Origin of the sequence: Flavobacterium mesophilum (assembly GCF_039581405.1) — a bacterium.
In the GTDB taxonomy this organism is placed as follows: Bacteria; Bacteroidota; Bacteroidia; order Flavobacteriales; family Flavobacteriaceae; genus Flavobacterium.
On the sequence record NZ_JBCPXZ010000007.1, the window covers coordinates 137,601 to 160,867 of the forward strand.

Annotated in this window: 17 protein-coding genes; 8 read left to right on the forward strand and 9 right to left on the reverse strand. The window is 33.3% G+C overall.

Annotated features, from left to right (window positions below):
* The first annotated feature begins 44 nt into the window (after nucleotides 1-44).
* From AAYQ19_RS19745 to AAYQ19_RS19760, 4 genes are all read left to right on the forward strand, one after another.
* The gene (locus tag AAYQ19_RS19745; protein ID WP_343538699.1) at nucleotides 45-578 is read left to right on the forward strand and encodes a DUF6155 family protein; all 534 of its coding nucleotides are present in this window, start codon (nucleotides 45-47) and stop codon (nucleotides 576-578) included.
* 109 nt (nucleotides 579-687) lie between these two features.
* Entirely contained in the window at nucleotides 688-2,226 is a 1,539-nt protein-coding gene (locus AAYQ19_RS19750; protein ID WP_343538700.1) for a DEAD/DEAH box helicase, read from the forward strand.
* 172 nt (nucleotides 2,227-2,398) lie between these two features.
* The gene (locus AAYQ19_RS19755; RefSeq protein WP_343538701.1) at nucleotides 2,399-3,733 is read left to right on the forward strand and encodes a DEAD/DEAH box helicase; all 1,335 of its coding nucleotides are present in this window, start codon (nucleotides 2,399-2,401) and stop codon (nucleotides 3,731-3,733) included.
* Between the two features lie 83 nt (nucleotides 3,734-3,816).
* Complete coding sequence (locus AAYQ19_RS19760; RefSeq protein WP_343538702.1) at nucleotides 3,817-5,085, forward strand: NAD(P)/FAD-dependent oxidoreductase; 1,269 nt, start codon at nucleotides 3,817-3,819, stop codon at nucleotides 5,083-5,085.
* A gap of 143 nt (nucleotides 5,086-5,228) precedes the next feature.
* Here the strand turns inward: AAYQ19_RS19760 and AAYQ19_RS19765 are convergent, their stop codons facing one another.
* On the reverse strand, nucleotides 5,229-5,501 hold the full coding sequence (locus tag AAYQ19_RS19765) for a DUF4242 domain-containing protein (RefSeq protein WP_343538703.1): 273 nt from the start codon (nucleotides 5,499-5,501) through the stop codon (nucleotides 5,229-5,231).
* A gap of 158 nt (nucleotides 5,502-5,659) precedes the next feature.
* On the reverse strand, nucleotides 5,660-6,889 hold the full coding sequence (locus AAYQ19_RS19770) for a multidrug effflux MFS transporter (RefSeq protein ID WP_343538704.1): 1,230 nt from the start codon (nucleotides 6,887-6,889) through the stop codon (nucleotides 5,660-5,662).
* Nucleotides 6,890-7,035: 146 nt separating this feature from the next.
* On the opposite strand from AAYQ19_RS19770, the gene AAYQ19_RS19775 reads away from it, so the two are divergent.
* The 3 genes from AAYQ19_RS19775 (at nucleotide 7,036) to AAYQ19_RS19785 (ending at nucleotide 10,757) form a co-directional block, all read left to right on the forward strand.
* A complete protein-coding gene (locus AAYQ19_RS19775) occupies nucleotides 7,036-7,452 on the forward strand; it encodes a hypothetical protein (protein WP_343538705.1) in 417 nt (138 codons plus the stop codon).
* A gap of 785 nt (nucleotides 7,453-8,237) precedes the next feature.
* Complete coding sequence (locus AAYQ19_RS19780; RefSeq protein WP_343538706.1) at nucleotides 8,238-10,157, forward strand: DUF294 nucleotidyltransferase-like domain-containing protein; 1,920 nt, start codon at nucleotides 8,238-8,240, stop codon at nucleotides 10,155-10,157.
* A gap of 3 nt (nucleotides 10,158-10,160) precedes the next feature.
* A complete protein-coding gene (locus AAYQ19_RS19785) occupies nucleotides 10,161-10,757 on the forward strand; it encodes a 3'-5' exonuclease (RefSeq protein WP_343538707.1) in 597 nt (198 codons plus the stop codon).
* Nucleotides 10,758-10,851: 94 nt separating this feature from the next.
* On the opposite strand, the gene acs is transcribed toward AAYQ19_RS19785, so the two are convergent.
* The 7 genes from acs to AAYQ19_RS19820 all read right to left on the reverse strand — a co-directional run bounded on the left by acs (nucleotide 10,852) and on the right by AAYQ19_RS19820 (nucleotide 21,536).
* Complete coding sequence (acs, locus tag AAYQ19_RS19790) at nucleotides 10,852-12,759, reverse strand: acetate--CoA ligase (protein WP_343538708.1); 1,908 nt, start codon at nucleotides 12,757-12,759, stop codon at nucleotides 10,852-10,854.
* Nucleotides 12,760-13,262: 503 nt separating this feature from the next.
* Nucleotides 13,263-14,732, reverse strand: coding sequence for a ketol-acid reductoisomerase (gene ilvC / locus AAYQ19_RS19795; RefSeq protein WP_343538709.1), 1,470 nt, complete (start codon nucleotides 14,730-14,732; stop codon nucleotides 13,263-13,265).
* A gap of 60 nt (nucleotides 14,733-14,792) precedes the next feature.
* Nucleotides 14,793-15,314, reverse strand: a complete 522-nt coding sequence (ilvN, locus tag AAYQ19_RS19800; RefSeq protein ID WP_035643804.1) for an acetolactate synthase small subunit — start codon at nucleotides 15,312-15,314, stop codon at nucleotides 14,793-14,795.
* 64 nt (nucleotides 15,315-15,378) lie between these two features.
* Nucleotides 15,379-17,067 (reverse strand): biosynthetic-type acetolactate synthase large subunit, encoded by a 1,689-nt coding sequence (gene ilvB / locus AAYQ19_RS19805; RefSeq protein WP_343538710.1) that lies wholly within the window; start codon nucleotides 17,065-17,067, stop codon nucleotides 15,379-15,381.
* Between the two features lie 157 nt (nucleotides 17,068-17,224).
* Nucleotides 17,225-18,898 carry a dihydroxy-acid dehydratase gene (gene ilvD / locus AAYQ19_RS19810; RefSeq protein WP_343538711.1) on the reverse strand — a complete coding sequence of 558 codons (1,674 nt, stop codon included), beginning with the start codon at nucleotides 18,896-18,898 and terminating at the stop codon, nucleotides 17,225-17,227.
* Between the two features lie 269 nt (nucleotides 18,899-19,167).
* On the reverse strand, nucleotides 19,168-20,286 hold the full coding sequence (gene leuB, locus AAYQ19_RS19815; protein ID WP_343538712.1) for a 3-isopropylmalate dehydrogenase: 1,119 nt from the start codon (nucleotides 20,284-20,286) through the stop codon (nucleotides 19,168-19,170).
* Nucleotides 20,287-20,360: 74 nt separating this feature from the next.
* Nucleotides 20,361-21,536, reverse strand: coding sequence for a 2-isopropylmalate synthase (locus AAYQ19_RS19820; protein ID WP_343538713.1), 1,176 nt, complete (start codon nucleotides 21,534-21,536; stop codon nucleotides 20,361-20,363).
* A 155-nt stretch (nucleotides 21,537-21,691) separates the two neighbouring features.
* On the opposite strand from AAYQ19_RS19820, the gene AAYQ19_RS19825 reads away from it, so the two are divergent.
* Complete coding sequence (locus AAYQ19_RS19825; protein ID WP_343538714.1) at nucleotides 21,692-23,236, forward strand: hypothetical protein; 1,545 nt, start codon at nucleotides 21,692-21,694, stop codon at nucleotides 23,234-23,236.
* Nucleotides 23,237-23,267 lie beyond the last annotated feature (31 nt).

Here is a 23,267-nt window from a genome sequence, read left to right on the forward strand (position 1 = left end):
AATTGGAATTTGGAATTTCAAAAATTGAAAATTATCTTTACTGTATGAGCAAACGCGATTTAAAAAAATATTTAGCCGAATTAAGCAAAGAACAACTCGAAGAACAATTGATCGAGTTATATGAAAAATTCGCACCTGTAAAAGTCTATTACGATTTTGTTTTCAACCCAAAAGAAGACAAACTTTTACAAGAATCAAAGGTTAAGATTTCACATGAATATTTCCCGATAAAAAAGCCGGGAGCAAAATGGCGCCCAAAGGCAAAAATGCGTCGGTCAGTTGCTCAAAAAATCATCAAGCATTTCATTTCACTTGGCGTCGATTCATTTATTATCGCCGATTTGATGTTGTATAATATTGAAATTGCACAAACTTATTCTTCGAAAAATCTTATTAAGCAAGAATTGTTTTACAAAAGCATGTTTAATTCATTTGTACAAGCAGTCAATTTTTTAATTTCAAACGGAATTTTGTTTGACTATAAAGCAAGAATTCTTGCAATTTATGATGAAACTGTTCAACAAAAATGGAAAAATAGATACGACTTTGAGGCTATTTTGGACAAAATTGACCTCTAAATGCACTTCTCATAAAAAATCTTTATTTAAAAAAAACATTTATTTTAGGTTAAATAACGATGAATAACTGTTTTTTCGGTGTATTTTTGCAAAAATCCAAAAATAAACAATGTCTCAAAACACTTTAGAAATAGAAAGAGAAGAGAAAAAAGAACTTTATGCGTACCAAAAAGGTGATATTGATGCCATTTTTGACCGCTTAGACAATGCTCCTCCAAAACATCATTTGCTATACCAATTGCCTACTGGTGGGGGAAAAACCGTAATATTCTCAGAAATTGTACGTCGTTATTTATCTAATAATGACAAAAAAGTGGTTGTTTTAACACACCGTATCGAACTTTGCAAACAAACGTCAAAAATGCTCAAAGGCTTTGGCGTAAGCAATAAAATAATCAACAGTAAAGTTAAGGAGCTTCCTGACCAAAATGATTATTCTTGTTTTGTGGCAATGGTTGAGACTTTGAAAAACCGTATCAATGATGAAAAATTGCATCTTGACAACATCGGTTTGGTTATTATTGATGAGGCGCACTACAATTCATTCCGAAAATTATTAAACTCATTCAAAAATGCTTTTATTCTTGGGGTAACTGCAACGCCGTTGAGTTCAAATATAAAATTGCCAATGCACCAGAGCTACGACGAACTTATAGTTGGAGATACTATTGGTTCATTGATTGATAAAGGATTTTTGGCAAGAGCAACTACTTATAGTTATGATGTTGGTTTGACATCATTAAAAGTAGGGATCAATGGAGATTATACCGTAAAATCTTCTGATGATTTGTATACGAATACCATGATGCAAGAAAAACTGCTTCATGCTTATACAGAGCGTTCTTTAGGTAAAAAGACTTTGATTTTCAATAATGGTATTCATACATCATTATATGTGTACGATACTTTTAGAGAAGCTGGTTATGATATCAGACATCTTGATAACACTAGTAGTTCTGAAGAGCGTAAAGATATTTTGCAATGGTTTAAGAAAACTCCAGATGCGATTTTGACTTCTGTCGGAATCTTGACAACTGGTTTTGACGAACCAACGGTTGAAACGATTATTTTGAACAGAGCAACAAAATCGTTGACTTTATATTTCCAGATGATTGGTCGTGGATCACGTAAATTACCTGGAAAAGATGAATTTACAGTAATTGATTTAGGAAATAACGCCGCTCGTTTTGGATTATGGAGCGAGCCTGTAAACTGGCAACATATTTTCAAATCTCCTGAGTTTTATCTTGAAAATCTTAGAGATGATACTGAAATCGAAATGTTTTTCAAATACAGCATGCCGCCTGAATTAAGAGCAAAATTCAGCAAAACTGCCGATGTTACTTTTGATGTTGATGAAGAGCACAAGTTAGCTATCAAACAAAATTTACGCTCAAAAATTGTATTGGATAAATCATTAGAACAGCATGCTTCAATGTGCGTTGATAATACAGAAACTTTGCAAGAAGCTAAATTATTGGCAAAAGAATTAGACGATGATATTGAATGCCGAATCAAGCGCTATGCGAAATGTTTGAGCCAATGCAGTAAAAACTACCGCGAATGGCTGGTTGACGATTATAAAAAGAATATGACTTTATTAATCGGTAAAAAATACCGTGAAAAAATCATGAACGAACCGGATTGATTTTTGGTTTAGAAAAAATTCAAAGTTTCAGGTTTCACGTTTCAAGTTGTTGAAATCTAAAATATTATATTTAAAGAGGAGAAATCGCATTTTAATGTGATTTCTCCTTTCAAACTTATTAGGCTACATGTAACTTGAAACATGAAACCTTAAACAAAAAAAACAAAAAAGCATGTCTAAACAATTCTCAGCATTAGGAGTTTCAGCGCCAATTTTAAAAGCTTTAGGCGAATTAAATATTGTTGAACCAACAGAAATTCAGCAAAAAACGATTCCGCTTTTATTAGCTGAAAACCATGATGTTGTTGGTTTAGCCAAAACCGGAACTGGTAAAACAGCTGCTTTTGGATTACCATTGTTGCAATTGGTAAAAACGGATTTGCCAGTTGTGCAAGTGGTAATTTTAGTTCCAACAAGAGAACTTGGACATCAAATTTTCAAGAATTTGGAAGATTTTTCAAAGCATCTCCCAAATATTTCAATTGCAGCAACTTGTGGCGGAATTCCAATCAAACCACAAATTGAGCGTCTTACGCAGCCTACACATATTGTAGTAGCAACTCCGGGTCGATTGATTGATTTGATTCAGAGAAAAGCTGTTGACTTAAGTCAGACACAATATCTAGTTTTAGATGAAGCCGATGAAATGGTTGCTATTCTAAAAGAAAGTTTGGATGAAATTATTGCTGAACTTCCAAAAAAGCATCGTACACTTTTATTCTCGGCAACTTTGCCAGGAACAATCAAACAGCTGATTCAGAATTATTTGAACAAAAATGTCGTTCAAATAAGCGCCAGCATGGAAACTACTGGAAATCAAGGCATCGACCATCAATATATTGTGGTTGATCCAATTGAAAAATTGGATGTTTTAATGCATTTCTTGAATTCAAGAGAAGGTGAACGCGGTATTATTTTCTGCAAAACTAAAGCTGCTGTAAATAAATTAGCTAAAAATTTGGCAATTAATCGTTTTTCATCTGGAGCACTTCATGGAAGTTTGACTCAAGGAATTCGCGATCGAATTATGGAGCAATTCCGTGAAGGACACATCAATATTTTAGTCGCAACTGATCTTGCTGCAAGAGGAATTGACGTTAAAGAGATTTCTTATGTTGTAAATTACCATTTACCAGACACCTATGAAAATTACGTGCACCGAAGCGGAAGAACTGCAAGAGCAGGAGCAAAAGGACTTTCATTGACTGTTTTACAGGAAGAAGAAGTTTTTGAAATTCCTGAATTTGAAGAAGAATTAGGAATCAAATTTACCAAATTCGAAAAACCATCGCCTTTGAGTTTAGAAGAAAACAATACGCTTTTATGGGCAAAACAAATCTTTAAAACAAAACCAAATCACGACATTTCATCAGATTTAAAAACAAAAGTAAAAACTGTTTTTCATCACTTGACAAAAGACGAATTGATTGAAAAATTGCTGGCTAATTATGTCCTGCAAAACAAAATCGATGTAGTTGAAAAACCTGTTAAAAAATTCAAAAAGTAATAAATCCAGAAATTGTCATTGCATATTAATGTTGTATATTTATAAGGTATTTTTTTATTAAAGCCTACTTAAAAACAACATATATGAATATAGTCATTATAGGAGGCGGTTTTGCAGGAATCAATCTCGCGAAAGAACTTGTCAACCATCCTCAGATACAAGTAACCCTTGTCGACAAAAACAATTACAACTTTTTCCCACCACTTATATACCAGGTTGCAACCGCTTTTTTGGAGCCGTCAAGCATTAGTTATCCCTTCAGAAAATTTTTTGCAGGGAAAAAGAACCTAAATTTTCGTTTAGGAGAATTGATTTCTGTTGTTCCAGCAGAAAATAAAATAATCCTTAATAATGGTGAATTGACCTACGATCATCTTGTTTTTGCAACCGGTGCAGAAACAAGTTATTTTGGCATGGAAAACGTAATGAAAAATGCCATTCCGATGAAAACATTAAATGATGCCATCGAAATGCGTAACACATTGCTTAAAAACCTTGAAAAAGCTGCTATTTGCAAAGACATGCGCAAACGTCGTAAATTATTGACAATTGTAGTAGCAGGAGGGGGGCCAACCGGAGTGGAAGTTTCTGGAATGTTTGCTGAAATGAGAAAAAGTATTCTACTTAAAGAATACCCAGAATTAGACACCTCTGCCAGCAATGTTTATTTAGTCGATGGAGGAGATGCATTGCTTGCGCCAATGAGCGAGGCTTCGCAAAAAGACACTCTGAAAGCATTGACAGATCTTGGCGTTGTGGTAAAATTAAACAAACGTGTAACTGATTATGTTGATGATACCGTATATTTTGATAATGGTGAAACCATCAAAACCAAAAACTTAATTTGGGCAGCTGGAGTATCTGCAAAACTTTTTGACGGAATTCCGAAAGAAAGTTATGGACGCGGCAAACGTATGGCGACTGATCAATACAATAAAGTAAACGGTTTAGAAAATATCTATGCAATTGGCGACACAGCAATTTTAGCCGGAGATAAAAATTTCCCTGACGGACATCCGCAAGTCGCACAGGTAGCCATTCAGCAAGGAATAAACTTGGCAAAAAACTTCATGAATATGGCTGCTGGAAAACAATTGAAACCTTTTGCTTATCATGACAAAGGCTCTATGGCCATTATAGGAAGAGCGAAAGCCGTAGTAGATTTACCAAGTCCAAAATGGCATTTCAATGGATTCTTTGCTTGGGTTATTTGGTTGTTTATTCACTTGATTTCTTTGATAACTTATAGAAACCGATTAAATACATTCTGGAACTGGATGGTCGCATATTTTGCAAGAGATCAATCCCTTAGAATGATCATCAGACCAGATAAAAGACAGTCTGCGGAATAAAGAAAATAAATTCCAATTTTTTAAATTCCAAACTTTAAAGTTATCTGAATTTTAAAATACAAAAGCCAAAATCTAATGATTTTGGCTTTTGTATTTAGAACCTTTGTCTCTCTGTTACTTTGTCCCTTTGTCACTTTAATAGTTTACTCAGCAGTCGTTGGGTCAATTATTCCCACAACTTCATTTACTGAATTCGCGGGAAATCCGCCTAATTTAGCATGTTCATAAACCATGTCTTTATTTGGCGCTATGTAAATACAATAAAGCTTATCATTTGTAATATAGCTATTTAACCATTGAATTTGCGTTCCTAATTGATTAAGTATACCACAAGAAGTCTGCGAAATACTTTTTAGTTGATCAGTTGTAAGTTCACCTGCATTTGGGATTTCCCTTTCAATAACATACTTCGGCATAATAATTCGAAATTTAACCCTACTCATGTGGCTTTTCGGTTTCGCCCCGTTTTCAAAATGGTCTCTGGATTCCATTAATTTTTATGTACTATAAAATTAATGAATTTAAAGATGCAAAAACAGTAAATATTGATTTTTAGATGGTTACAAGCATTCAATTAATGAACAACTACAGTATCATTTTCCACGCCTAATTCTACTTTATGTTTGATGAAACGCTTTCCAACATTTAGAATTACAAAAGCCGTAATTGTCGTTACCGTCATAATAGCAACCATAGGCGCAACAGAATCTTTCACAAAAATACCAATTGCAAAAGATGCTAAAGCTCCCAAACCTAGCTGAATTGCCCCCATTAATGCTGACGCACTTCCGGTGTTTTTAGCAAATGGCGCCAAAGTAAGTCCAGCGGTATTTGGATTTGAAATTCCTAAACAAGCCAAAAACAAAAACAGCATTCCGATTGTTTCGTATAATCCTAAAAGATCATTTAAAGCTAAAATCAAGAAAATGATACTGATAACGGACTGAGAAATTAAAGCACCAAAAATCATTTGCTCGCTTGAAAATTTCTTTAATAAAATCGAATTTAACTGACTTGAACCGATAAAACTTACTGACATGAAAGCAAAAATCCATCCGTAGGTTTTTCCGTCAACGTGGTAAATATCCATAAAAATGATAGGAGAGGCCGCTACGTATGAAAATAGTCCAGAAAAAGCAATTGCACCAGTAAATGCATAGGTGTAAAATTGAGGCTCTTTCAAGACTTTTATGAAATTGGTCAAAATCGGTTTTGGCTTCAATGACACTGTTAAATCGGGTTGATACGTATTTGGCAATCCAATTTGTGATGCTAATAAAATAAAAATCCCCATGCACATCAAAATAAAAAATACGATATGCCATCCGAAATCTTCAGTTACATAACCTCCAATTGTTGGCGCCAACATCGGAGAAAGCCCAACCACAAGCATTAACAATGAAAAAACTTTAGGAATATCTTTTACAGGAAATAAATCACGAACCATTGCGACAGAAGCTACCGTTGCAGCACAACTACCGATGGCTTGAACAAAACGCAAAAAGATAAAAGAATCAATATCAGCAACATAAATACAGCCTAAAGAAGCTAAAATGTAAACCAAAAGCCCAATAAATAAAGGTTTTTTACGTCCAAAACGATCTAAAAGCGGTCCGTACAATAATTGTCCAGCAGAAATTCCAATGAAATAACTCGACAAACTCATCGAAACTTTTGCAACAGTTGTATTCAAATCCTTTGCAATATCTGAGAAACCAGGCAGATACATATCGATTGAAAAAGGACCAAGTGCTGTTAAAGAACCTAAAATAAGAATCAGTTTAATGTATTTTTTTGTTGTCATTTTCTTAAAAAACTGTAATAAATTTTCTGCAAAGGTAGAGTTTTCATAACTTGTAGTGCCTTTAAGAAGAATTTATAATGAATTATATTCTTTCAGGCTTATAAAATTTGCATAACAGATTTATTAATCAAAAATTTTAAAAAATTATGAAAAAGTACATCTTATTATTAGCGATTCTATTTTCGTCAGTTTCATTTGCCCAAACCATCACATCAAAAATTGAAGATGCAAATGCGGCACAATACGAACTTCTTAAAAAAGTAAATCAGTATTATCCGGATATCACGCTCAGCAAAACCGTTACCAATTTTTATGCGGATGGAAATATTATAGACACACAACAAGATTTTGATTTAAAGGGAACAAAATTTTCAAGCTACAAACTGGGAATTAATCCTGGAAACAAAAAATTATTATTTGAATATGTTTCAGACGAAACTGGAAAAGTTCATGGAGATGTTGAACTTTTTAATGGAAATGTTTTGCGAACAACATTTTCAGAGAAACTAAATCAGATTGAAATTTCACTTAACGGAAAATCTGTTTATTTGAAAAAATTATAAAAAATTTTCAAATATGAGAAATTTGAAGCATCACACATACGTGATGCTTTTTTGATTCTAAAAAATTCGGTCGTCCAAAATTCCAATATTTGAGAAAAAATATTTTTCATTTGAAAATATGGAAAATTTGAACATCTGGTCAGAATCGTTTTTTTGAACAAAAAATCTATTTGCACAGAAATCCAATATTTGAAGAAAAATATTTTTTATTTTCAAATATTTAAAATTTGAGATTTTAAAAATGAAACAAATTAGTATCATTAAATTTATACTTAGATTTTGATCTCAAATTCATTAATAATTTCTATGAAGCAAGTGATAAAAAAAAGTTACAAATATGAGATTTTTTTTATCATCAGATCGAAGATGAGATTCGTAGATATAATCAAGAAAACCAGAAATAACGTAATACAGCGTATAATTGACAGATATCCATTTGAACTATAATTTATATTATGTAAAATAGAATATTTTAAAATACACCACTCTTTAAATTATATCATTAATCGAAACATCTGGTGAAATTAGCTTTAAAATTACACTTCTTCTTTCCGAAGCAATTGTAAATGAGAATTTTACTAAAAAAGTTAAAAATTTCTAGCTCAAACAAAATACACTTTACAGTGATAATTTAAATTTTAAACGTAAAAAAAACATTTTAAAGCCTTGAAATCAGTAATTCTTAACATTTCTTTAAAATATTCAGATTCTACTAAAGATGCTGTCATTGTAAGACTTTATTTTCTTATTTTTACATTCGATACTTTAAAAAAATTATCAAACATATGAATACTATTGCTGAGCATATTGCAGATTTTTTAAAAGAATACCCGCCATTTAATAATTTGACTTTTCAGGAATTATCTGATATTGCAACAAATATCCGCGTATTAAATTTAGAAAAACACACTGTACTATTTCAAAATAATGATACGTTGCATGATAGTTTTTATGTTGTAGCTTCGGGCGTCATCAATTTGACTACAATTGCTGATGCTGAGGAAACTATTATCAATAAGTGTCATGAAGGCGATATTTTTGGCTTAAGACCTTTCTTTGCCAAGAATAATTATATGATGACTGCAAAAGCACGTGAAGAAAGTATTGTTTACGCTATTCCTATTGCGGTTTTCAGACCTTTTGTTGCGAATAACTCAGATGTTTTAAACTTCTTATTGGAAAGTTTTGCAACAAATTCAAGACATACCAAAGACAGTGTAAATTCAAATGGAAAAATGATTTCTGACACTTCTTTTTATGTGGATCAGCAATCAGAAATGCAATATATTCAGTCACTTAACTACAACAATTCACCTTTAACAACTGAAGCAAGTCATATTGTTAAGGACGTTGCTATTTTAATGACCGAAGCAATGGTTGACAATATCATCGTTTGTGGCGAAAAGAATCGCCCGATTGGTATTGTGACTGCAACAGACTTGGCTTCAAAAATTGCTACTGGCCGTTATCCTATTACGGAATCTATTGACAAAATCATGTCATCTCCAGTAGTAACTGTTATTGAAAACGTATCACTTGCTGAAGCGCAATTATTGATGCTGAAACACAATGTAAGCCATTTATGTGTAACGAAAGATGGTACAAGTAAGTCTGCTGTGAAAGGAATTATTTCCGAACATGATTTAATTGTAGCTCAAGCCAGTAACCCTGGTGTCTTAATCAAAGAGATTAAGCGTTCGCAATTACCAAAAGACTTAAAACAAATACGTGATCGACTGTCTGATTTGATTCAGAATTCGATTCAAAAAAATATTCCGATTTCTCATGTTAGCAATATTGCGAGCGAAATCAATTTGGCAATTATCAAACGTTCTGTTGAGTTATCTATTTTAGATTTAGGCTCACCTCCTGCTCGTTTTGCTTGGTTAAGCATTGGAAGCCAAGGACGTAAAGAACAATTATTACTTACGGATCAAGATAGTATTTTGATTTTTGAAGATGTTGCTCCTGAAAAATATAGAGAAGTAAAAGATTATTTTTTAAGATTAGCAAAAAGAGCTACTGCCATTCTAGAAAAAGTTGGTTATGAATTTTGTCCAAACGGCCATATGGGAAGCAATATGTTATGGTGTAAATCATTGACTGATTGGACGAAACAATACAACAGCTGGATGAATACTCCAGGTGAAAACAGCAACGACTTGAGCAGTATTTTCTTTGATTATGAAATTGTTTTTGGAGAGCCAAAAATTGAAGAAGTGATCGAAAACGTAATCTTCAAAAATGCTGTAAACAATACCTTATTCTTTGACTTTTTAGGAAATGATGCCTTGAAAAAGAACTCTCCTTTGAGTTTCTTCAAAAAATTCATTATTGAAGAAGAAGGTCCAAATAAAGGAAAATTTGACATCAAAAATCGCGCGTTAATGCCATTAATTGATGCTGCACGTTTACTAATTTTAAATGCAAACATAAAAGGAATCAAAAACACTTATTTGAGATTCAAACAATTGGCAATAACAGATTCTAAAAATGCTGAAATATACTTAAGCTGTGCTGAAGCATTTTTGATACTTTCAAAATTTAGAACTGTTGAAGGATTAAAAAATGATGATTCTGGACAATATATTAATGTAAGAGATATGTCTAAAACAGACAAAGAGAAGTTAAAAAATGCCTTGACCCCAATGAAAGATCTTGAGGAATTAATTAAGAGTAAATTTCAACTTACACAATTCTCGTAAAATATGCTAGACTGGCTTAAAAATATTAATAAAGAATATCCAGATTTTTGGAAAGATTACCTGAACAAATTCGAAACAAAACCTAACAGATTCGTTGTTTTATCAACGGAAACTTCTGGTTTAAATCCGAATAAGGATGTTATTCTTTCTCTAGGAGCTTTTTCTGTAATTGATGACGGAATTGTTATTAAAGACAATTTTGAATGTGTTTTGCTACAATACAAATTCTTGCAAGATAACGGACTTTCAAATGAGTTTATCATTGAGAGCAAAATGAGCAAAATGCAAGAGCCTGAAGCACTTGAAGCATTTGTGAATTTTCTTGGAAATTCGGTTTTAGTGGGACATCACATTAATTTTGACATAGAAATGCTTAATTCTTCTTTAGAACGTCTTGACTGTGGCCGATTGAAAAATGAGGCTCTCGATGTTGATGTGATGTACAGAAAATTAATGGATATTAATGACAAACAATTTTCACTTGACGATTTGTGCGAAATTTATAAAATCCCGAAAAGCGATAGAAATTCATCTGCTGAAGATGCTTACAGAATAGCGTTGTTGTTCTTAAAATTAAAATCTAGATTAGGAATCAAATAGATTTAAATTTTAAATCTTAAATTTCAAATTCCAATCATAAAAAAAGCCTCTTAAATTCTTAAGAGGCTTTTTTTTTATGTTGTAAATCTAGATTTTAGATTTTTCCTTTTGTAATTTCTTCTACAACTTCAGGATTCAATAAAGTCGAAGTATCTCCAAAATTAGAGAAATCACCTTCAGCTATTTTACGTAGAATTCTACGCATAATTTTTCCTGAGCGTGTTTTTGGCAAACCAGAAACAAATTGAATTTTATCCAATTTTGCAATTGGCCCAATGTGATCTGCAATATATTGATTGATTTCTTTTGCCAAGTTTTCTTTATTTCTAACTTCTCCAGTTTCTTTCAAGATTACGTAACCATACAAAGCATTTCCTTTGATATCGTGTGGAAATCCAACAATCGCAGATTCTGCAACTGCTGGGTGCTCGTTGATAGCATCTTCAATTGGAGCCGTTCCTAAATTATGACCAGAAACAATTACTACGTCATCTACTCGACCAGTGATTCTATAGTAACCAACTTCATCTCTTAAAGCTCCGTCACCTGTAAAATATTTTCCAGGGAAAGCAGAGAAATAAGTTTCTTTATAACGATCGTGATTATTCCAGATTGTTCTTGCAATTCCAGGCCAAGGGAATTTAATACACAAACTTCCAACTACCTGATTTCCTTCAATTTCATTTCGTTTTTCATCCATTAAAACTGGCTGAATTCCCGGCAATGGCAAAGTTGCATAAGTTGGTTTTGTTGGCGTAACAAAAGCAATCGGTGAAATCATGATTCCTCCCGTTTCTGTTTGCCACCAAGTATCCACAACTGGACATCTCTTATCACCTACGTGGTCATTAAACCAGTGCCAAGCCTCTTCGTTGATTGGCTCTCCAACAGATCCAATTACTTTTAAAGATTTCAGAGGATATTTTTGAATATAATCTAAACTTTCTTTTGCTAATGAACGAATTGCTGTTGGCGCAGTATAGAATTGTGTGATTTTGTGTTTTTCGATAATATCCCAAAAACGGCTGAAATCTGGATAAGACGGAACACCTTCAAAAATTACAGTTGTAGCTCCGTTCAATAATGGTCCGTATAAAATATACGAGTGACCAGTAATCCAACCAATATCTGCCGTACACCAGAAAATATCATTTTCCTCATAACTAAATACATTTTTAAATGTATAAGCCGTGTAAACCATGTAACCTGCAGTAGTATGAACCATACCTTTTGGTTTTCCTGTTGATCCTGAAGTATATAAAATAAACAAAGGATCTTCGGCATCCATAATTTCAGCAACACTATTATCTAATGCCGCATCTAAAAGTGGTTGCAACCAAATATCACGACCATCTTTCATTTTCACTTCAGTATTTGTTCTTTTTGCAACCAATACTTTTTCTACTGAAGGACAAGTTTCAAGAGCTTCATCAACAATTCCTTTAAGGTCGATTGTTTTGTTTCCTCTATAACCTCCGTCAGAAGTAATTACCATTTTGCACTCGCAGTCATTAATTCTGGCAGAAACTGCTGAAGCAGAAAATCCAGCAAAAACAACAGAGTGGATTGCTCCAATTCTAGCACAAGCCAAAACTGAAACAGCCAATTCTGGAATCATTGGTAAATAAATACAAACTCGGTCTCCTTTGCGCACGCCTTGCTCACGCAAAACATTTGCCATTTTTGAAACTCTTTCGTATAATTCATTATATGTTATATGCAAAGCCTCCTCAGACGGATTATTTGGTTCAAAAATAATTGCCGTTTTTTCGCCTCTTTTGCTTAAATGTCTGTCGATACAATTTTTTGTAATATTAACTTTGGCGTCAGTAAACCATTTCACTTCAGCATCAGCCATATTAAAATCAACTACTTTTTCCCATTGTTGGTACCATGTGAAATTTTCTTCTGCGATTTTGCCCCAAAATTTTCTTGGTTCCCTTATTGACTTATTGTAATGCTTAAAATATTGTTCTAAATTTTCAATTTTATAATAACTCATATGTTTCTTGGAATTTTTTTTATAAATGTATTAAATCTCGGTGTATTCTTAAAATTATTTAATTCATAAATTTTGGCAAATAAAAACACATATTAAAAAAAATATCTCTTTTTAATGTGTTTAATGCAAAAAAATACTTTTTTACTTCAAAAAGCATATTACAAAAAAGGCGCAGTAGATAAATACTGCGCCTTTTTATTTTTAACAATTTCAATAACAATTAATTTCGTAATTATAGAATTACAATACTTTTCTCTATTTTGAAAATAGCAGCATCTTTATTAATCAAAATGAAATTTCAACAAGTATATTTCTACCAAAAATATACCCCATTTATAAGGGATTAGCTTCACTTAACTTACTCTCACAGAAGTTAAGTGAATGCAACATGCATCTATATCTAGTTTCTTAATAAGTGCTTACTAATTCAAAATATTACAAATCATGATACAGTGCAAATCTCGCAAAATCGAATTTCGCTAGATTTCCCCCAACTTTTTTAATTATCCAATTTTTTTCATTGCTGTCATAGACTCTCTCAACCATGCTCCTACTTCTTCGATAGGATGTTGACGAATTTCTCTGTTTACAGCAATTAATACTGCATTATCTACTCCGTTTGAAGTTGAAAATGGTTTTCCGATAATGTTAGTTTCTACTTTTTTCATGAATTCAGTCAATAATGGCTTACATGCATGATCAAATAAATAACATCCGTACTCAGCAGTATCAGAAATTACACGGTTCATTTCGAATAATTTCTTTCTTGCAATTGTGTTAGCAATTAATGGCAATTCGTGTAATGACTCATAATAAGCTGATTCTTCAATAATTCCAGCTTCAGTCATTGTTTCAAAAGCTAATTCAACACCAGCTTTTACCATTGCAATCATTAATACTCCATTGTCAAAATATTCTTGTTCAGAAATTGGAGCTTCTTGTGGTGCAGTTTTTTCGAAGTTAGTTTCTCCTGTTGCAGCTCTCCATTTCAATAAGTTAACGTCGTCGTTCGCCCAGTCGATCATCATAGTTCTAGAGAATTCTCCAGAAATAATATCGTCTTGGTGTTTTTGGAATAACGGACGCATGATATCTTTTAATTCTTCAGCTAATTCGTAAGCTTCGATTTTTGAAGGATTATTTAAACGATCCATCATATTTGTAATACCACCGTGTTTCAAAGCCTCAGTGATAGTTTCCCATCCGTATTGGATTAATTTTGAAGCATAAGCAGCATCGATTCCTTTTTCAACCATTTTATCAAAACATAAAATAGATCCAGTTTGCAATAACCCGCAAAGGATTGTTTGCTCACCCATTAAATCTGATTTTACTTCAGCTACGAAAGATGATCTCAAAACTCCTGCTCTGTGTCCTCCTGTTCCTACAGCATAAGCTTTTGCTTGATCTAAACCAAAACCGTTTGGATCGTTTTCTGGGTGAACTGCAATAAGAGTTGGAACTCCAAATCCTCTTTTGTACTCTTCACGAACCTCAGAACCAGGACATTTAGGAGCACACATAATTACAGTGATATCTTTACGAATCTGCATTCCTTCTTCAACAATATTGAATCCGTGAGAATATGCAAGAGTCGATCCTTGTTTCATTAATGGCATAATTGCAGTAACTACAGCAGTATGTTGCTTGTCTGGAGTCAAGTTACAAACTAAATCAGCAGTTGGAATCAATTCTTCATAAGTTCCTACTTTAAAACCATTTTCAGTTGCATTTTTATATGAAGCTCTCTTTTCAGCAATTGCATCTGCACGCAATGCATAAGAAATGTCTAAACCAGAATCTCTCATGTTTAAACCTTGATTCAAACCTTGTGCACCACAACCTACGATAACAACTTTTTTTCCTGCTAAAGCTGCGATTCCGTCTGCAAATTCTGACTGCTCCATAAATTCGCAAACTCCAAGTTGCTCTAATTGTAATCTAAGTGGTAATGTGTTGAAATAATTTGCCATTTTTTTTTATTTAATGAATGTGTAATTTAATAAGTAATTTATATTTAAGTATGAATGATATTATTTGAAAGTTTCTAATAATGTTGAAATCTCCATTTTTTCTTTAGAAACCGAAATTCTTCCAGAACGCACAAATTGCATGATTCCGTACGGTTTGAATTTTGCATATAATTCTTCAATTTCCGAACGTCTTCCTGATTTTGAAATCACAAAGAAATCACGAGAAACTGTCACAATTGTTGACTGGCTTTCTTTAATGATATTCTGAATTTGTTTCTCATCAAACAACAAATTAGAAGCAATTTTAAATAATGCATTTTCTAGATAAATTGTTTCTTCATCTGTGTGATAAAATGCTTTTATAACCTCAATTTGTTTTTCAATTTGACCTACAATATTCTGAACCCATTTTTCAGTTGTATTTACTACAATGATAAATCTAGAAACATTCTCTATTTCTGATTCAGAAACATTTAGGCTTAATATATTAATGTGACGCTTTAAGAATATTCCTGATATTCTGTTCAACAATCCAACATTATTTTCTGAGTATACCGATATGGTAAATGTTTTATCTTCCATTTGTTTTTTAGTTTTTTTAGTTTCAATCCCGATAGCTATAGGGATTGAAACATGAAACCTTTTTTTAACTTAATCTAATTTCTGAAACACAAGCTCCTGTTGGAATCATTGGGAAAACATTGTTTTCTTTTTCAACCAATACTTCTAAGAAATAAGAATCTTTTGAAGCCAGCATTTCTGCGACAGCTGCGTCAAGATCTTCTCTTTGTGTAACTTTTTTAGATTTGATATAATATCCTTCTGCAATTGCAATGAAATTTGGATTAATCATTTTTGTAGAAGCATATCTATTATCAAAGAATAATTCCTGCCATTGGCGAACCATTCCTAAGAATTCGTTATTTAAAACCACAATTTTAACTGGAACTTCAGTTTGGAAAATCGTTCCAAGTTCCTGAATTGTCATTTGGAAACCACCATCACCAATTATCGCTACTACTTCTCGTTCTGGTTTTCCCATTTTTGCCCCAATTGCTGCAGGCAATGCAAATCCCATTGTTCCTAAACCTCCTGAAGTAATATTACTTTTTGTTGAATTGAATTTAGCGTAACGGCAAGCAAACATTTGATGCTGGCCAACATCTGAAACGATAATCGCATCTCCTTTTGAATGTTTGTTGATCATTTCAATAGTTTCACCCATTGAAATTCCTTTTCCGTTTGTTGGATTTAATTCTTCTTTGATAACCGAATTAAACTCAACTTCTCTTAAAGCTTTAAATTCATTATGCCATAAATCGTGCGATTTTGCATCCAATAATGGCAATAAGGCCGCTAGAGATTCTTTCACGTCACCTAAAACTGCAATTTCAGTTTTAACGTTTTTATCGATTTCTGCTGGATCAATTTCAAAGTGAATTACTTTTGCTTGTTTTGCATAAGTACTTAATTTACCCGTAACACGGTCGTCAAAACGCATTCCGAAAGCAATTAAAACATCACATTCATTTGTCAATAAGTTTGGAGCGTAATTTCCGTGCATTCCAAGCATACCAACGTTTAAAGGGTGATCTGTTGGCAAAGCCGAAAGACCTAATATTGTCCATGCTGCTGGAATTCCTGATTTTTCAATTACAGCTTTGAATTCTTCTTCAGCTTGACCAAGAATAATTCCTTGTCCAAAAACGATTAATGGTTTTTTGGCACTATTAATTAGAGCTGCTGCTTCAGCAACTTTGTCTAAATTCAATTTTGGAACCGGAACATAACTTCTAATTCCTTTGCATTTTTCATAACTAAAATCAAACTCATCAAATTGAGCATTTTTAGTAATATCAATCAAAACTGGACCTGGACGGCCAGAACGAGCGATATAAAACGCTTTTGCAATAATTTCAGGAATTTGAGAAGCTTCAGTTACCTGAAAATTCCATTTTGTAACTGGAGTTGAAATTCCGATAATATCAGTTTCCTGAAATGCATCAGAACCTAATAAATGTCTTCCAACTTGTCCTGTAATACAAACCATTGGAGTTGAATCGATCTGAGCATCAGCGATTCCTGTAACTAAATTAGTTGCTCCCGGTCCTGAAGTAGCAATAGCAACTCCTACTTTTCCTGTAGCTCTTGCATAACCTTGAGCCGCATGCGTTGCACCTTGCTCGTGACGTACTAAAACGTGGTGCAACTGATCTTGAAATTTATATAACTCATCGTAAACCGGCATGATTGCTCCACCTGGATAACCATAAACTAAGTCTACTCCTTCTTCTAACAAACATCTTATAACGGCTTCAGCCCCTGATATTCTCATAGTATATTGTTTTTTCAATGTCAAAATTCAATTTCAAAAATCAATGGCAATGGTAAAATTCAATTTCAATTCTAAATTTTAAATTGACTTTTTATTTATTGCTATTTGATTTTTGATATCGTCATTGATATTGATTTTTGATATTGTTCTTTTAAAATTAATTATCGGTAACGCAACCTGTAGAAGCGCTTGACACCGATTTAGCGTATTTAAGCAAAACTCCTCTGTCAACTTTTAATTTCGGCTGTACCCAAGCCGCTTTTCTAGCTGCAAATTCTTCGTCAGATATCTTCAAGTCGATTGTATTTTTCACAGCATCAATAGCGATCATATCCCCATCTTTTACTAGTGCAATACCACCACCGTCATATGCTTCTGGTGTAACGTGTCCTACCACGAATCCGTGTGAACCTCCCGAGAATCTACCGTCTGTAATTAGTGCACAACTGCTTCCTAATCCAGCTCCAATAATTGCAGATGTAGGCTTAAGCATTTCAGGCATTCCCGGACCACCTTTTGGTCCACAACCTCTAATGACGACTACATTACCTGGTTTAATTTTTCCGGCTTGAAGACCTGGAATTACTTCAAATTCTCCTTCAAATACTACAGCTGGACCTTCAAAATACTCTCCTTCTTTTCCACTGATTTTTGCTACAGCACCTTCAGAAGCAAGATTTCCGTATAAAACCTGAATATTTCCTGTTGGTTTTAATGCTTTTTGAATTTCATGGATTACTTCTTGTCCATCTTGTAAATCTGGAGTTGCAGCTAAATTTTCAGCAACTGTTTTTCCTGTTACAGTCAAACATTCTCCGTGAATAAGTCCAACTTTCAATAAATATTTCATTACTGCAGGAATACCTCCAACTTCATGAATATCTTCCATCATATATTTTCCACTTGGTTTCATGTCAGCAAGTACCGGCGTTCTGTCGTTAATTGCTTGGAAATCATCCAAAGTGATTGTAATACCAACAGAATGTGCCATTGCAATTAAGTGCATAACCGCATTTGTAGAACCTCCTAAAACCGCTACAATTGTAATTGCGTTTTCGAAAGCTTTACGAGTCATAATATCTCTTGGCTTAATATCTTTTTCTAATAAAATTTTAATTGCAGCTCCAGCAGCAACACACTCGTCTCTTTTTTCCTGACTCAAAGCAGGGTTTGACGAACTGTATGGCATACTCATTCCTAGCGCCTCAATTGCAGAAGACATTGTATTTGCAGTGTACATACCACCACAAGCACCAGCTCCTGGACAAGCATTTTGAATAACTCCTTTAAAATCTTCTGGAGTGATTTCTCCTTTTACTTTTTTTCCTAAAGCTTCAAAAGCAGAAACAATATTCAAAGATTCTCCTTTCCACTTTCCTGAGTGAATTGATCCTCCGTAAACCATCATTGACGGGCGGTTCAATCTTCCCATTGCAATAAGTGCTCCAGGCATGTTTTTATCACATCCAGGAATTGCAATAATACCGTCATACCATTGTGCTCCGGCAACTGTTTCAATAGAATCTGCAATTACATCACGAGAAACTAATGAATAACGCATTCCTTCTGTTCCGTTTGAAATTCCGTCACTAACACCAATAGTATTAAAAATAAGTCCGACCAGATCAGCATCCCAAACACCTTTTTTGACGTCTTTTGCTAAATCATTCAAGTGCATGTTGCACGTGTTACCATCGTAACCCATGCTCACAATTCCAACTTGTGCTTTTTTCAAGTCTTCTTCAGTTAGACCAATCCCGTATAACATTGCTTGCGCTGCAGGCTGTGTTTGATCTTGAGTGATGGTCTTGCTGTACTTATTTAATTCCATTATGTATTATTTTATTTTAATTTTTGTTCAAAAAAAAACCTTCCAGTATTTGGAAGGTTTATAATATAGTCTTTCAATTATATTTATACCATTCCCTGTGCAGATGTGATCACCACATTGACAACAATGACAGAAGTAATAATAATTGAGATTTGCATCTTTTCTATTTTTTAGTGTCACAAAAGTAAACAAACTTTAAGAACTAAAAAAATAAAATCTCAACATTTTAAAGACTTCTTGTTATTTCTTCTACGTTTTAACAAAAAATATTAAACAATTGTTGATTGTCCAATAGTAACATTGTCATTTCTGAAATAAAGTAGATCATCTTTGCTGAAAATAAAATTTGAAACAAACTCCCCTACTTCATTTGTACCGAATTTTGAATCAGGTTTTAAATCAACTGTCACTACTTTAAATTCAATTGCTTTTTCTACAGCTTTATAAATTACATTAGCTTCTTTCGTTAATCCGAAATGTTCCAATAAAAGTGCTGCTGCTAAAATCGAAGCAATCGGATTTGCAATATTTTTTCCTTTTGCTTGAGGATAAGAACCGTGAATTGGCTCAAACAAAGCATTTTTTTCTCCTAAAGAAACTGATGGCAATAAACCAATAGATCCTGTAATTACGCTAGCTTCATCAGACAAAATATCACCGAACAAATTCTCCGTCAAAATCACATCGAATTGTTTTGGATTTAAAATCAGTTGCATTGCCGCGTTATCTACAAACAAAAAGTCTACAGCTACATCTGGATAATTTTCGCTCACTTTCTGAACTACTTTTCTCCATAATCTTGAAGTTTCCAAAACATTAGCTTTATCCACCATTGTTAGCTTTTTACGTCTTTTTTGAGCCGATTTAAAAGCTAGATGTGCAATTCTAGTAATTTCTTCTTCTGAATATTCACATAAATCTGAAGCGTGTGTCCCTTCTTCATTAAGTGTTTTAGTTCCAAAATAAGCTCCACCAGTTAATTCTCTGAAAATAGTAAAATCAGCGCCTTCGATAATCTCTCTTTTCAATGGAGAAGATTCAATTAATGCTTTATAAGGTTTTATCGGGCGAATGTTAGCAAACAAGCCAAGTTCCTTACGTAATTTTAACAATCCTTGCTCCGGACGAACTTTTGCATTTGGGTTGTTATCATATTTTGGATCTCCAATCGCACCAAGTAAAACTGCATCTGTATTAAGACAAAGATTTAGTGTTTGTTCCGGGAGCGGGCTTCCTGTTTTATCAATTGCAACTGCACCCATGAGTGCTTCTTCAAAAACAAATTCATGATTGTAAACCTCTCCAATTGCATACAATGCTTTTTTCGCTTGTGCAATTACTTCTGGTCCAATTCCGTCTCCTGGTAAAACTGCTATTTTCAAATTCATAACGTCTCGTTCTTTATGTATTTAAATCTTTTTCTTTTTTTTACTCTTTCTTCTAACTTCTTTACTCTAGCAGACTAACCTCTTATTAATTCTGCTTGAATTTTTGAAGCTTCAATAATTTGATGAATATCAGCATCAACAACTTCTTTTTTAATATCAGCGAATTTCAAGAACTCAACATATACAATATCCAATTGTACTTTTGTCAATTCGTAACCCACTTTTTTAGCTCTATAAGCCAAAGCCGCTCTTCCGCTTCTTGCTGTCAAAATAATTGACGATTCGTTTACACCAACATCAAGCGGATCCATGATTTCATAAGTCGCTCTGTTTTTGATTACACCATCTTGGTGAATTCCAGAACTGTGTGCAAAAGCATTTGCTCCTACGATTGCTTTATTTGGCTGTACAATCATTCCCATACTCTCAGAAACTAAACGGCTCATTTCGTTTAATTCTCTTGTATTGATGTTTGTATCTAAATTCAAATATGGATGTTGTTTGAAAATCATTACCACCTCTTCAAGTGCAGTGTTTCCAGCTCTTTCTCCAATACCATTAATTGTACATTCAATTTGTCTTGCACCATTAATTGCACCAGCAATAGAGTTTGCCGTAGCCATTCCTAAATCGTTATGACAGTGGCATGAAAGAGTTACGTTTTCGATTCCTTTTACGTTTTCTTTCAAATATTTAATTTTTGCTCCGTACTCTTCTGGAAGGCAATATCCTGTAGTATCAGGAATATTCAATACTGTCGCTCCAGATTTGATTACTTCTTCGCAAACTTTTGCTAAAAAAGCGTTATCAGTTCTACCAGCATCTTCTGCATAGAATTCAACATCTTCTACATATGATTTTGCATGAGCTACTGCGAATTTCGCTCTTGCAATAATATCTTCAGGCGTAGTTTGTAATTTGTGGAGGATATGAGATTCTGAGGTTCCGATTCCGGTATGGATTCTAGGTTTCTTCGCATGCTTTAAAGCAGCTGCAGCAACATCAATGTCGTTTTTCACGGCTCTTGTCAATCCGCAGACGGTTGCATTTTCTACAATTTTACAAATCTCAGAGACCGATAAAAAATCGCCCGGACTTGACACAGGGAAACCTGCCTCGATAATATCAACTCCCATTTTGTCTAGTCGTTCTGCGATAACTAATTTTTGATTAGTATCTAACTTACATCCTGGAACTTGTTCACCATCGCGCAAAGTGGTGTCAAAAATTTGAACTTTCTCTCTATTCATATTCATTAATTTAATGTAATTTCACATTGTGATAACAAATATATATTGTACTTATGCAGTACGAAATTCATTTTAATGAAATTATACTGTTCATAAAACATTTTATAAGCAGTTAACTATTTCATAATCAATAAGTTATATTATTATTTTTTACAATGGCTAACCATCAAAAAGATTTCTTATTTGTTCTGATTAAATCGCTTTCCAAATCTGAAAAAAGACAATTTAAAATTTTTGCGAGTCGCTTAGAAACTAGTTCGAACACAAAATTTATCGAACTTTTTAATATTTTAGATAAATCTGAAACTTATGATGAAAAGCTTATTTTAAAAAGCGGGAGCATCAAAAAAGTTCAGTTATCTAACTTAAAATCATACTTATACAAACAAATTCTTGTTAGTATTCGTTTGAATATTCCGAGCCAAAATATTCGCTATCAATTGCGCGAACAAATAGATTTTGCTGTTATTCTTTATAATAAAGGTTTGTACAAACAGAGTTTGAAAATTCTGGATAAAACAAAACAGCAAGCTTTAGAAAATGATGAAAAATATATGGCGTATGAGATTGTAGAATTCGAAAAACTGATCGAATCACAATACATTACCCGAAGTATTCAAGGCCGTGCTGATGAACTTGTAATCCAGGCAAAAGAATTGAATTACCGAAACACTATTTCAAGCAAATTATCGAATTTGTCGCTTCAGCTGTACGGAATCATGTTGAAAACCGGCTATGTAAAAAGTGACGCCGAATATAAATATATAGACGATTATTTCAATCGACATATTGCAAAACTTGACGAAAGCAAATTTGGTTTCAGAGAGAAATATTGGTTCTATAATGCCAATTTATGGCGCAGTTTCTTGGTTCAGGATTTCTTAGCGAGTTATAAATACGCTTATAAATGGGTGACTTTGTTTTATGACAACCCGAATATGATTTATTTGAATCCGGTGTTTTTCTTAAAAGGAAATCATTATTTCTTGGAATCGCTTTATATGTTGAAATATAAGTCGAATTTCAAGAAATATTTGACGCTTTTAGAAGAAACAATTGCTGATCCCAGATTTCCAGTAAACGATAACATTGCATCACTATCATTTTTGTATATCTATAATAATAAATTGAATTTGCACATTCTGGAAGGTACTTTTGCGGAAAGCGAATACTTGATTCCGGAGATTTTAGAAAAACTAAAACTTCACAGTGAACATCTTGATGAGCATCACGAAATGTTATTTTTCTACAAAATTGCTTCAATTTACTTCGGAAATGAAAAATACAACGAGTGCATCAATTATTTAGATAAAATCATCAACAATAAAAACTTAACAATGCGTGAAGATTTAATGTGCTTCGCCCGACTTTTATCTTTGATTGCGCATTATGAGCTTGGGAAAGATTATTACCTTGAAAATCATCTTAAAAACACGTATAAGTTTTTGTTGAAAATGAATGATTTGCATGAAGTTCAGAAAGAAATTATCAAATTCTTAAGAAACTTGAACAATTTTTATCCTGCAGATATCAAAAAGGAATTCAAAAAAATGCATGCGCGTTTTGTGGAACTCGAGAAGAATACTTACGAAAAAAGGGCTTTCTTATATTTAGATATTATTTCGTGGCTTGAAAGCAAAATCGAGAATCGAAAAATTGCTGATATAATTAAGGAAAAAGCTAGGCTGAATAGTCGATAGGTTTTTTGAAATTCCAATTTTTGAAATTCCA

What these genes read in the sequence shown, in the direction of transcription:
- AAYQ19_RS19745 (WP_343538699.1), top strand. Translation starts at nt 45, where the DNA reads ATGAGCAAACGCGATTTAAAAAAATATTTAGCCGAATTAAGCAAAGAA.
- AAYQ19_RS19750 (WP_343538700.1), top strand. Translation starts at nt 688, where the DNA reads ATGTCTCAAAACACTTTAGAAATAGAAAGAGAAGAGAAAAAAGAACTT.
- AAYQ19_RS19755 (WP_343538701.1), top strand. Translation starts at nt 2,399, where the DNA reads ATGTCTAAACAATTCTCAGCATTAGGAGTTTCAGCGCCAATTTTAAAA.
- AAYQ19_RS19760 (WP_343538702.1), top strand. Translation starts at nt 3,817, where the DNA reads ATGAATATAGTCATTATAGGAGGCGGTTTTGCAGGAATCAATCTCGCG.
- AAYQ19_RS19765 (WP_343538703.1), bottom strand. Translation starts at nt 5,501, where the DNA reads ATGCCGAAGTATGTTATTGAAAGGGAAATCCCAAATGCAGGTGAACTT.
- AAYQ19_RS19770 (WP_343538704.1), bottom strand. Translation starts at nt 6,889, where the DNA reads ATGACAACAAAAAAATACATTAAACTGATTCTTATTTTAGGTTCTTTA.
- AAYQ19_RS19775 (WP_343538705.1), top strand. Translation starts at nt 7,036, where the DNA reads ATGAAAAAGTACATCTTATTATTAGCGATTCTATTTTCGTCAGTTTCA.
- AAYQ19_RS19780 (WP_343538706.1), top strand. Translation starts at nt 8,238, where the DNA reads ATGAATACTATTGCTGAGCATATTGCAGATTTTTTAAAAGAATACCCG.
- AAYQ19_RS19785 (WP_343538707.1), top strand. Translation starts at nt 10,161, where the DNA reads ATGCTAGACTGGCTTAAAAATATTAATAAAGAATATCCAGATTTTTGG.
- acs (WP_343538708.1), bottom strand. Translation starts at nt 12,759, where the DNA reads ATGAGTTATTATAAAATTGAAAATTTAGAACAATATTTTAAGCATTAC.
- ilvC (WP_343538709.1), bottom strand. Translation starts at nt 14,732, where the DNA reads ATGGCAAATTATTTCAACACATTACCACTTAGATTACAATTAGAGCAA.
- ilvN (WP_035643804.1), bottom strand. Translation starts at nt 15,314, where the DNA reads ATGGAAGATAAAACATTTACCATATCGGTATACTCAGAAAATAATGTT.
- ilvB (WP_343538710.1), bottom strand. Translation starts at nt 17,067, where the DNA reads ATGAGAATATCAGGGGCTGAAGCCGTTATAAGATGTTTGTTAGAAGAA.
- ilvD (WP_343538711.1), bottom strand. Translation starts at nt 18,898, where the DNA reads ATGGAATTAAATAAGTACAGCAAGACCATCACTCAAGATCAAACACAG.
- leuB (WP_343538712.1), bottom strand. Translation starts at nt 20,286, where the DNA reads ATGAATTTGAAAATAGCAGTTTTACCAGGAGACGGAATTGGACCAGAA.
- AAYQ19_RS19820 (WP_343538713.1), bottom strand. Translation starts at nt 21,536, where the DNA reads ATGAATAGAGAGAAAGTTCAAATTTTTGACACCACTTTGCGCGATGGT.
- AAYQ19_RS19825 (WP_343538714.1), top strand. Translation starts at nt 21,692, where the DNA reads ATGGCTAACCATCAAAAAGATTTCTTATTTGTTCTGATTAAATCGCTT.